The 11064-nt window shown below is 37.6% G+C and carries 9 protein-coding genes; 8 read left to right on the plus strand and 1 reads right to left on the minus strand.

The features are described from left to right. Window positions 1-134: 134 nt before the first annotated feature. The 5 genes from xerC (at window position 135) to IGL30_RS04795 (ending at window position 4920) form a co-directional block, all read left to right on the plus strand. Entirely contained in the window at window positions 135-1034 is a 900-nt protein-coding gene (xerC, locus tag IGL30_RS04775) for a tyrosine recombinase XerC (RefSeq protein WP_010719462.1), read from the plus strand. Window positions 1035-1073: 39 nt separating this feature from the next. Continuing rightward, window positions 1074-1622, plus strand: coding sequence for an ATP-dependent protease subunit HslV (gene hslV / locus IGL30_RS04780; protein WP_010719461.1), 549 nt, complete (start codon window positions 1074-1076; stop codon window positions 1620-1622). A gap of 12 nt (window positions 1623-1634) precedes the next feature. Then, the gene (gene hslU / locus IGL30_RS04785; RefSeq protein WP_010719460.1) at window positions 1635-3035 is read left to right on the plus strand and encodes an ATP-dependent protease ATPase subunit HslU; all 1401 of its coding nucleotides are present in this window, start codon (window positions 1635-1637) and stop codon (window positions 3033-3035) included. A 15-nt stretch (window positions 3036-3050) separates the two neighbouring features. Beyond that, the gene (gene codY, locus IGL30_RS04790) at window positions 3051-3842 is read left to right on the plus strand and encodes a GTP-sensing pleiotropic transcriptional regulator CodY (protein WP_010719459.1); all 792 of its coding nucleotides are present in this window, start codon (window positions 3051-3053) and stop codon (window positions 3840-3842) included. A 202-nt stretch (window positions 3843-4044) separates the two neighbouring features. Continuing rightward, window positions 4045-4920 carry an aldose 1-epimerase family protein gene (locus tag IGL30_RS04795; protein WP_088745523.1) on the plus strand — a complete coding sequence of 292 codons (876 nt, stop codon included), beginning with the start codon at window positions 4045-4047 and terminating at the stop codon, window positions 4918-4920. Window positions 4921-5083: 163 nt separating this feature from the next. Here IGL30_RS04795 and plsY read toward each other — a convergent pair whose 3' ends face one another. Further along, window positions 5084-5722 carry a glycerol-3-phosphate 1-O-acyltransferase PlsY gene (gene plsY, locus IGL30_RS04800; RefSeq protein WP_010719457.1) on the minus strand — a complete coding sequence of 213 codons (639 nt, stop codon included), beginning with the start codon at window positions 5720-5722 and terminating at the stop codon, window positions 5084-5086. 103 nt (window positions 5723-5825) lie between these two features. Here plsY and IGL30_RS04805 point away from each other — a divergent pair, with 103 nt between their 5' ends. The 3 genes from IGL30_RS04805 to parC all read left to right on the plus strand — a co-directional run bounded on the left by IGL30_RS04805 (window position 5826) and on the right by parC (window position 10946). Beyond that, window positions 5826-6260, plus strand: a complete 435-nt coding sequence (locus IGL30_RS04805) for a CoA-binding protein (RefSeq protein ID WP_088745522.1) — start codon at window positions 5826-5828, stop codon at window positions 6258-6260. Window positions 6261-6459: 199 nt separating this feature from the next. Beyond that, entirely contained in the window at window positions 6460-8484 is a 2025-nt protein-coding gene (parE, locus tag IGL30_RS04810) for a DNA topoisomerase IV subunit B (RefSeq protein WP_123874862.1), read from the plus strand. 11 nt (window positions 8485-8495) lie between these two features. Next, a complete protein-coding gene (gene parC, locus IGL30_RS04815) occupies window positions 8496-10946 on the plus strand; it encodes a DNA topoisomerase IV subunit A (protein WP_123874861.1) in 2451 nt (816 codons plus the stop codon). Window positions 10947-11064: the final 118 nt, after the last annotated feature.

Here is an 11064-nt window from a genome sequence, read left to right on the forward strand (position 1 = left end):
TCTAAGAATTTTGTCAAATTAATTGTTTCAATTGTGAACAAACTTAGAAATATTGATTAAATTCTGACAATTTATTTGTTTTTTTAATTTTGCTATGCTAAATTTATCTCTGGGATTAAAAGGAAGGTGATAAAATGCTAGAACAAACGTGGAAAGATAAGTTTTTACGTTATTTAATCGTGGAACGTGGTTACTCTGAAAAAACACGAGAAGCATACGAGGAAGACCTCACTAATTTTGAAAGATTTCTTACAGAATCAGGAGAGGATGATTTATTAAAAATCAATCACTTAGATGTTCGAGTGTATTTAAGTTACCTAACTGATGAAAGATATAGCAGAAATTCGATCAGTCGTAAGATTGCAAGTCTGCGCTCTTTTTATCAATACCTTTTAAAAGAAGAAGTGATCAAAGAAAATCCTTTTTCTTATGTCCACCTAAAAAAGAAAAATTTGAAACTACCTCGCTTTTTTTATGAGAATGAAATGCAAGCATTATTTGACAGTGTCAAAGGAGAAAAACCTTTAGATTTGAGGAACCAAGCGCTATTAGAAGTTCTTTACGGTTCGGGGATTCGATTAAGCGAGTGCAGTAATTTGAAACTAGCAGAAATCGATTTCGACTCCGAAGTCATGTTGATTCATGGTAAAGGGAATAAAGAACGGTATGCACCACTTGGTTCATTCGCACAAGATGCCTTACAAGAGTATTTTGAAAAAGGGCGAAAGGTGCTGATGGATAAATACCACAAGAGTCATGACTATGTTTTTGTGAACCATCATGGTGAACCAATTACGCCAACAGGGATCGAGTATGTATTGAATCAAGTGATTAAAAAGAGTAGTTTAGATAGTTCGATCCATCCACATATGCTGCGGCATACCTTTGCTACACACTTGCTGAATAATGGTGCAGATATGCGGACAGTTCAAGAGCTGTTGGGTCATGCTAATCTATCTACTACACAGATCTATGCTCACGTAACAAAAGAAAGTTTACAAAAAAATTATCGCTCGTTTCATCCAAGAGCGTAATAGAAAAGGATCAGTAATCTTAATTGGGAGGAAATAACTATGGTAGAATCACAATTTCATTCAACGACGATTTGTGCCGTTGAAAAAGATGGAAAATTTGCAATGGCAGGTGACGGTCAAGTTACAATGGGCGAATCCGTGGTGATGAAAGGAAGCGCAAGAAAAGTCCGTCGAATCTATAATGATGAAGTCATCGTAGGATTTGCTGGAAGTGTCGCAGACGCATTTACATTGGAAGAAAAATTTGAAGGCAAATTAAATGAATACAATGGTAATTTACAGCGAGCTGCAGTGGAATTAGCGCAAGAATGGCGGACACAACAGTCCATGCAAAAACTAGAAGCAATGTTGATCGTAATGAATGAAAAAGAAATGTTATTAGTTTCAGGTACTGGGGAAGTGATTGCACCAGATGATGGAATTTTGGCAATTGGTTCAGGAGGGAATTTTGCATTAGCTGCTGCTCGGGCAATGAAGAACTACGCACAAAATGACATGAGTGCCAAAGAAATCGCAGAAAATGCACTGAATATTGCAGCAGACATTTGTATCTTTACAAATCATAATATTATTGTGGAAGAATTATAGAGGTGAAGAAGAATGTATGAATTAAAACAAACACCAAGACAAATCGTTAATGAATTAGATCAATATATCATTGGACAACAAGCAGCTAAAAAATCAGTTGCGGTCGCTTTGCGCAATCGCTATCGCCGTTTACAATTAGATGAAAAAATGCAACAAGATATCACACCTAAAAATATGCTGATGATCGGACCAACAGGGGTAGGGAAAACAGAGATCGCTCGCCGATTGGCAAAAATCGTCAACGCTCCTTTCGTGAAAGTAGAAGCAACGAAATTTACAGAAGTAGGTTATGTTGGTCGAGATGTGGAGTCGATGGTTCGTGATCTAGTAGAAAATGCGATCCAGATCGTTGAAAAAGAACAATATAGCCGTGTATATACTGAAGCTAAGAAAAGAGCAGAAAAACGCCTAGTAAAAGTGCTGGTTCCTGGGATTAAAAAAGAACAAAAACAAACAGGAAATCAATTTGAACAAATGATGAATATGTTCAATGTTGCGCAACAAAATACAGCAGAACCGCAAGAAGAAGTGACTGAAGAAATCCGTGTCAATCGGAAAACGGTTCTAGAACAATTACAAAAAGGTTTACTTGATAACCGTCAAGTAACAATCGAAATAGAAGAACAAAAGAAACCAGCTCCGATGATGAACAATGGTTTGGAACAGATGGGCATTGATTTAAATGAAACATTAGGGGCGCTAACACCGAAGAAAAAGGTTGAGCGCACGTTAGCAGTAAAAGATGCACTTGAACTGTTGATCAAAGAAGAATCAAGTAAACTAGTCAAAGATGCTGACATCCATAGTGAAGCCATTCAATTAGCACAATCAAGCGGGATCATTTTTATTGATGAAATCGATAAAATCACTTCAAAATCACAACAATCTGGTGAAGTATCACGTGAAGGCGTCCAAAGAGATATCCTGCCAATCGTTGAAGGTTCACAAGTGAACACGAAGTATGGAGTTATCCAAACGGATCACGTCTTATTTATTGCTTCTGGTGCCTTCCATTTATCAAAACCAAGTGATTTGATTCCAGAATTGCAAGGACGGTTTCCAATACGTGTAGAATTAGATGATTTAACTGCAGATGACTTTATTAAGATCTTGACTGAACCAAACAATGCACTAATCAAACAATACGTAGCATTAATTGGTACAGAAAATGTTTCAGTTATCTTTACGAAAGAAGCAATTGAGAAAATCGCTCAAATCGCTTATGATGTGAACCGCGATACAGACAATATCGGAGCTAGACGTTTGCACACGATCTTAGAAAAATTGTTAGAAGACTTATTGTTTGAAGCACCTGACATGCAAATGGGAGAAATCACGATTACGGAAGCATATGTAGAAGAAAAATTAGGTTCGATTGTAGCAAATGAAGATTTAAGTCGTTTTATTTTATAAAATCGGAGGAAGAAAATGACGGATTTATTAACAAAAACCCGCAATATCAACAAATTATTACAACAAAAAAATACTTTCGATCTGCGAGCTGATTTACCTTATGATAAAATGGCTGTGACATTAGGTGCTATTTTAGATAGTAACGTCTATATCATCAGCAGTGAAGGAGTCTTATTAGGCTATGATGAACGTCATGATGTCAACAATGAACGGATAAAAATGATGTTTGTTGAAAAGCAATTTCCCGATTCTTATACTGACACAGTTGATCAATTGAACAAAACGGAAGCCAATATTCCGATCAGTAGTGAAATGACTGCTTTTCCTTTTGAAGCAAGAGAAAAATACCCATTTGGTTTGACGACAGTAGTCCCTATTTTTGGTGCTGGCGAGCGGTTAGGAACCATTATTTTATCAAGGATGGAACAAGCCTTTACCGATGAAGACCTAGTGTTAGCTGAATATGGTGCGACGGTAGTCGGTATGCAGATCCTTTATCAAAAATCACGTAGTATTGAAGCGGATGTCAGAAGTGCAACAGCTGTCCAAATGGCGATCAATACTTTGTCTTACAGCGAATTGAAGGCAGTTCAAGCGATTTTCGATGCTTTAGAAGGCGATGAAGGACGTTTAACAGCATCCAATATTGCGGATAAAATTGGGATCACTCGCTCAGTGATCGTCAATGCATTACGTAAATTAGAGTCAGCTGGGATCATTGAATCACGCTCCCTTGGGATGAAAGGGACGTATTTAAAAGTTCTAAATTCCAGATTCAAAGAGGAATTAACAAAACACAGTTACTAAAAATCTATGACCGATTGATTAGATGAATCTATTCAGTAGGAACGAAGTAAACAAAAAGAGTCTCCTTTAGGTTTTCTTTTCGCTGAAACACACGAGTAATGCCAAGGATGATTCGGATACTTCTTGTTGGAAAAAATAAGAATAGCTTAGGACCTGAGACTAGCTATCTCAGGTCCTAAGATTTAACGGTGGAGGAATTATAATGACTGTAATCATTCAAAATGATCAATTGATTGCTGAAATTGCTGAACATGGAGCAGAATTGGTCAGTTTAAAATCAAAGGATAATAATCTTGAGTATATTTGGCAAGCTGATCCAGCGTATTGGGGAAGAAATGCGCCCGTTTTATTTCCATTTGTTGGAAGATTAAAGGATGACCAATACACGTACCAAGGAAAGACTTATTCAATGGGGCAACATGGCTTTGCGAGAGATATGGATTTTGAAGTAATCGAACATGGTCAAGAATTAGCCAGCTTTTTGTTAAGAAGCACACCCGAGACCAAAAAAAATTATCCTTTTGATTTTGAATTAGTGATTTCTTATGAATTAGGTGGAGATGGGATCACCGTTCATTATCAAGTGGCTAATACTGGAGAAGAAGAAATGTTCTTTTCGATTGGGGGTCACCCAGCCTTTAATGTTCCTCTGGAAGAAGGATTAACTTTTGATGATTTTTATCTTGCGTTTTCACCTAAAAAATCACGTTTGCGTTTACCTTTAAGTGGGCCATATATCGATATGGAACAAAAAACACTTGGACAAACAAATACCAACCTTGCATTAGTACACGATCTTTTTGAAAATGATGCACTAGTATTTGAAACGAAAGGATTGAACGCTTATGCCATCCGTAGTGAAAAATCTAGCCACAGTGTGACATTGAGTTATAAAGATATGCCATATGTTGGGATTTGGTCACCTTATCCAAAAGAAGCGCCTTTTGTTTGTATCGAACCTTGGTGTGGTATTGCAGATACAGTAAACAGCTCGGGAGAATTGATGGAAAAAGCTGGAATCAATCAACTAGGCGCACATGAAATTTTTCAAACAAAATATTCGATTACGGTAAAATAGTGGTTATCCTAAAGTTGTTTGATTTCAATTAATCAGAGGAAATCAGGTATAATGATTCATGTTCCCTTTATTTTACTAATCGTTTCTTTTCGCTTCTTAACGAATCAATCATTTAAAAGCTAAAAAAACAGTTGGCTGATTAGTCAACTGTTTTTCTCTCAGGTCAATTTTTTTTCTTACTACTATTCAATCCGAAGGGGATACGACTTTCTGTATGGTTTTTGATTCGTAGGATATTCTCTTTATGGCGATAGAAAATAAAGGCAGAAACTAAAAATGCAATAATCGTCAATAGCCAGTTTTGCTTAGGCAAGATACCAGGTGCGATGTAAGGAAGGATAATCGTTGATAAAGTGATCAAAGTTGCACTGATCATACTTGTTAAACTTACCATACTAGTACAAAAGAGCGTAACAACGAAGATGATACTGGAATAGATAAAAAATAGAGGATTGAATCCAAGTAACATTCCAGCACTTGTTGCAACTGCTTTGCCTCCTTTGAAGCCAGCGAAAATAGGGAACGTATGACCTAAGATTGCACAAACACCAAACCATAGGGGATTAATGGTTGTAACGTGGAAAATAACTGGTAAGCAAGTTGCCAAGGTTCCTTTCAAGATATCCATGAACAACACAATTGTACCCGCTGTTTTTCCTAAAACTCTAAAAGTATTGGTGGTGCCAGTATTTCCGCTACCATGTTGGCGGATATCTTTTTTGAAAAATAATTTACCTATCCAAACCCCCGAAGGAATCGAGCCTAGAAGATAGGCAAGTACCAATAATAAAATTAATTTCATTGTTCTACCTCTTTCAATTTGAAACTAATGTTTATTTTAGCATGAATAAAGTACGTGAACAATTGGAAATACTTGAAAGAGTGAACGAAAGGGAGTATTATTTATGTCATTTGAAAATCCAACACAAGAAAAAATCTTCGATTATTTAAAAACAGCAAAAACGATTGCAATTGTTGGTTTGAGTAACAAGGAAGTACGAACAAGTTACCAAATTGCTCGATTTCTGCAAGAACGGGGATATCGTATCATTCCGGTGAACCCATTATTAGCAGGAGAGATCATTTTAGGCGAAAAGGTCTATGCGTCGCTACAGGAAATCCAAGAACCGATCGATATCGTGGATATTTTTCGGCGTAGTGAATTTTTGCCAGAGGTAGCTGCTGACTTTTTACAGACTCAAGCAAAAGTATTTTGGGCGCAATTAGGTATCGCAAATGAAGAAGCAGCAAACAAGCTTCAATCAGCAAATCGCAAAGACATCGTCATGGATCGTTGTATAAAAATCGAGTGGAACAATATGAACGAAAAAGATAACTAAATGTTTGCATTTTAAATAACATGAAATATTTAATCGACAAGACAAAAGCGAACAATAGGATAAAAAAGATGGTATTCTCAAAGGTTAGTTAGTAATTAAGTTTTAATTCTTTCCTAACCTCTTTTTTTTCATGCGTATTTCTAGTATGATTATCGTGATGCGGTTTTAACCGTAAAGTATTATTGAAGGAGCGTTTGCCTTGGCAAAAAAAGTAAAGAACGAATATAATGATGCATCGATCCAGGTTCTTGAAGGATTAGAGGCAGTTAGAAAACGACCAGGAATGTATATCGGGTCAACGGATAGCCGGGGCTTACATCATTTAGTCTATGAGATCGTTGACAATGCGGTTGATGAAGCTTTATCTGGATATGGAAATGAAATTGATGTAACCATTCATGAAGACAATAGTATCACTGTGACAGATAGCGGTCGTGGTATGCCAGTTGGGATGCATGCTTCTGGTATCCCCACAGTTGAAGTGATTTTTACTGTACTACATGCCGGCGGAAAGTTCGGTCAAGGAGGATACAAGACCTCAGGGGGACTACACGGTGTCGGAGCAAGTGTGGTCAATGCTTTATCAAAATGGTTGGTTGTTACAATCGTCCGTGATGGGATTGAATACCAACAAAAATTCAGCAATGGTGGTAAGCCTGATGGTACACTGAAAAAAATCGGGAAAACCAAGAAATCCAATGGAACGACAGTTCATTTCTTACCAGATGACACGATCTTTTCCACTACTAAATTTTCTTATGATATTTTATCTGAACGTTTGCGAGAATCAGCTTTTCTTTTAAGAGGAGTAAAAATCACACTTTCTGATCTGCGTGGTGAAGAGCCAGTCAAGGAAGTTTTTCACTATGAAGAAGGAATCAAAGAATTTGTTGATTACCTAAACGAAGAAAAAGATACGTTGACACCAGTTGTTTATTTTTCTGGTGAAAAAGACGGGATCGAAGTTGAAGTTTCGTATCAGTACAATGATGGATATTCAGAAAACGTGTTGTCATTTGTGAATAATGTCCGAACGAAAGATGGAGGCACCCATGAAGTCGGTATGAAGTCAGCAATGACAAAGGCCTATAATGAATATGCTCGAAAAGTGGGCTTACTGAAGGAACGAGATAAGAATCTCGAAGGTAGTGATTTTAGAGAAGGTTTAGCAGCTGTTCTCTCCATTCGAGTACCTGAGAATCTCTTACAATTTGAAGGGCAAACAAAAGAAAAATTGGGTACATCAATTGCCCGTACGGCAGTAGATAATGTCATTGGAGAACAAATGGGCTTTTATTTACAGGAAAACAGTGAAATGAGCCAAATGTTAGTGCGAAAAGCAATCAAAGCCCGAGAAGCTCGTGAAGCTGCCCGAAAAGCTCGAGAAGAAAGCCGTAATGGGAAAAAACGTAAAAAAGGTGAATCATTACTCTCAGGAAAACTGACACCTGCTCAATCACGAAATCCGAAAAAGAATGAATTATACCTCGTGGAGGGAGACTCTGCTGGTGGTTCAGCAAAACAAGGAAGAGACCGTAAATTCCAAGCCATCTTGCCTCTTCGTGGGAAAGTGATCAACACTGAAAAAGCAAAAATGCAAGACATCTTGAAAAACGAAGAAATCAATACGATGATCTATACGATCGGTTCAGGTGTTGGACCTGAGTTTTCAATTGAAGATTGCAATTATGACAAAATTATTATCATGACCGATGCGGATACCGATGGTGCACATATTCAAGTGCTATTACTGACGTTCTTTTATCGTTACATGAAACCATTGATTGAAGCAGGAAAAGTGTATATCGCATTACCACCGCTTTATAAGGTTTCTAAAGGTCAAGGAAAAAAACAAGTGGTCGAATATGCTTGGACAGATGATGAATTAGCAGCGACCATCAAAAAAATTGGTAAAGGCTATATGTTGCAACGCTATAAAGGTCTTGGAGAAATGAATGCAGAACAATTGTGGGAAACTACCATGGACCCGGCCTCTCGAACGTTGATTCGCGTGAGGATAGATGATGCTGCTCAAGCGGAACGGCGCGTGACGACATTAATGGGAGACAAAGTTGAACCTCGCCGAAAATGGATCGAAAATCATGTGCAATTCACGTTAGAAGAAGATGGTAGTATCTTAGATAAAAAAGAAGATATTGAAAATACAGCTACGTCCAATGAATTGTTCGATGAAGAGAAACAATCTGAATTAGTAGAAGAATAGGAGGTCACCTAATGGAAGAACGTCAAGAAGTCCAAGAACTAACCCTAGAAGAAGTGATGGGTGACCGCTTTGGACGTTACTCAAAATATATTATTCAAGAAAGAGCATTGCCAGACATCCGAGATGGATTGAAACCCGTTCAAAGACGAATTTTATTTGCGATGAATAAAGATGGCAATACTTTTGATAAAGGATTCCGTAAATCTGCCAAATCTGTCGGAAATATCATGGGGAATTATCATCCTCATGGGGACAGTAGTATTTATGAAGCCATGGTTCGGATGAGTCAGGATTGGAAGCTAAGAGAAGTACTTATAGAGATGCACGGAAATAACGGTAGTATGGATGGTGACCCACCAGCTGCTATGCGTTATACAGAAGCACGGCTCTCCCAATTGAGTGGTGAAATGTTGGCAGATATTGAAAAAAATACGGTTGATCTTGTATGGAACTTTGATGATACTGAAAAAGAACCAACTGTGTTGCCAGCGAGATATCCCAACCTATTAGTCAATGGTTCAACGGGAATTTCCGCTGGTTATGCTACGGAGATCCCTACCCATAACTTAGCAGAAGTCATTGATGGTACGATTTACCTCATTGATCATCCCCAAGCGAGTTTAGAGAAACTAATGGATTATATCCCTGGTCCTGATTTTCCTACTGGGGGAATCTTGCAAGGAAAAGCAGAGATCAAAAAAGCTTATGAAACTGGACGTGGAAAAGTCATTCTGCGATCAAAGACTAAAATTGAGGCGATTAAAGGGAACAAGCAGCAAATCGTGATTTCCGAGATCCCTTATGAAGTAAATAAAGCCACATTAGTGAAGAAAATGGATGAAATCCGTTTAAATAAAAAAATCGATGGCATTGCTGAAGTTAGAGATGAAAGTGACCGCACTGGATTACAGATCGTGGTTGAATTGAAAAAAGATGCTAACGCACAAGGTATCCTCAATTACCTGTTTAAAAATACTGAACTACAAATCAATTACAACTTCAATATGGTAGCTATTGATCATATGACACCGCATCAAGTGGGGTTAAAAGATATTTTAAGTAGTTATATTGATCATCGAAAACAAGTAATCACGAAACGAAGTCAATTTGATTTAGAAAAAGCACAAAAGCGCCAGCATATCGTAGAAGGTTTAATGAAAGCTTTGTCGATCTTGGATGAAGTCATTGCCACGATTCGAGAAAGTAAAGATAAGAAAAACGCGAAGCAAAATTTAGTCGAAGTTTTTCAGTTTACGGAAGAACAAGCTGAAGCAATCGTGACGTTGCAACTATATCGTCTAACAAATACGGATATTACAGAATTACGTAAAGAATCAGAAAGCTTAATAGCACAAATCACTGAATTGAACAAAATTCTATCTAATGATAAAGAATTATTCTCGGTCATGAAGAAAGAACTTCGTGAGGTCAAGAAAAAGTATGCTAATGCACGTTTAACGACAATTGAAGACGAAATCGAAGAAATCAAAATTGATACAAAAGTGTTAGTAGCACAAGAAGATGTGATTGTCAGCGTAACGAAGGAAGGTTATGTGAAACGGACTAGTCTACGTTCATATAGTGCTTCTAAACCAGAGGAAATCGGCATGAGAGAAGGGGACTATCTCTTGTATTCTGGTGAACTAAATACCTTGGATCATGTGTTGTTGATCACCAATAAGGCAAATGTCATTTATCGTCCTGTCCATGAATTGCCAGATTTAAAATGGAAAGATGCTGGAGAACATATTTCACAAACGATTGTCAATCTTTCGGTTGATGAATCGATTCTAGCTGTTTTTCCATACAAAAAAATCGAAGCAGAAAAAACATTGGTCTTCATCAGTAAAAATGGCTGGGTAAAACAAACTCGAATGACTGAATTTGAACCATGGCGTACTTATAAGAGTCGTCCGTTAAGTGGCATGAAACTCAAAAGTGACGATGATGAATTAGTGGCGTCTTACTTGGTAGAAGGTCAAACGGATTTAGATCTCTTTTTAGTCACCTACCAAGGGATGGGGTTACGATATCCATTAGAAGAAGTACCTGTGGTAGGAGCAAAAGCTGCTGGCGTTCGTTCAATCAACCTAAAAGACGAAGATACTGTCGTTAACGGGTTACTCGTTTTGACAGAAGGAGATACGCCAATCATCATCGTCACTCAACGTGGTGCGGTAAAACGGATGCTTGCGCAAGAAATTAGTCAAACCTCTCGAGCAAAACGTGGTGTTACGGTTCTACGTGAACTAAAGAAAAACCCACATCGAGTTATTCATATGTCTGAAGGAAACGCTAAACAAATAATGATCATCAATCAAAAAGGTCAAGAGCTAATGATTGACCCAACGGATTATCCGATTGGCGATCGAACGTCTAATGGCTCATTTGCAGTTGATGAGAAAAAAGGCGGCGAAGTGATCAAAGTCATTGAGCCACCTGAAGTAGCCATTACCGATTAACTGTTATAGTTTTTTTGAAAGAAGGTAGAGCTGTTTTAATACAGAACTACCTTCTTTTTTCTGATTATTAAAAAATTATAAATATTAAGATAAAAAAATATGAAAGTGTTCACAATTG

Source organism: Enterococcus sp. DIV1089c (assembly GCF_050530965.1).
Taxonomy (GTDB): Bacteria; Bacillota; Bacilli; order Lactobacillales; family Enterococcaceae; genus Enterococcus_B; species Enterococcus_B hirae.

Excerpts from the sequence above, each read along its gene's own strand:
- xerC (WP_010719462.1), top strand. The coding sequence starts at position 135 with ATGCTAGAACAAACGTGGAAAGATAAGTTTTTACGTTATTTAATCGTG.
- hslV (WP_010719461.1), top strand. The coding sequence starts at position 1,074 with ATGGTAGAATCACAATTTCATTCAACGACGATTTGTGCCGTTGAAAAA.
- hslU (WP_010719460.1), top strand. The coding sequence starts at position 1,635 with ATGTATGAATTAAAACAAACACCAAGACAAATCGTTAATGAATTAGAT.
- codY (WP_010719459.1), top strand. The coding sequence starts at position 3,051 with ATGACGGATTTATTAACAAAAACCCGCAATATCAACAAATTATTACAA.
- IGL30_RS04795 (WP_088745523.1), top strand. The coding sequence starts at position 4,045 with ATGACTGTAATCATTCAAAATGATCAATTGATTGCTGAAATTGCTGAA.
- plsY (WP_010719457.1), bottom strand. The coding sequence starts at position 5,722 with ATGAAATTAATTTTATTATTGGTACTTGCCTATCTTCTAGGCTCGATT.
- IGL30_RS04805 (WP_088745522.1), top strand. The coding sequence starts at position 5,826 with ATGTCATTTGAAAATCCAACACAAGAAAAAATCTTCGATTATTTAAAA.
- parC (WP_123874861.1), top strand. The coding sequence starts at position 8,496 with ATGGAAGAACGTCAAGAAGTCCAAGAACTAACCCTAGAAGAAGTGATG.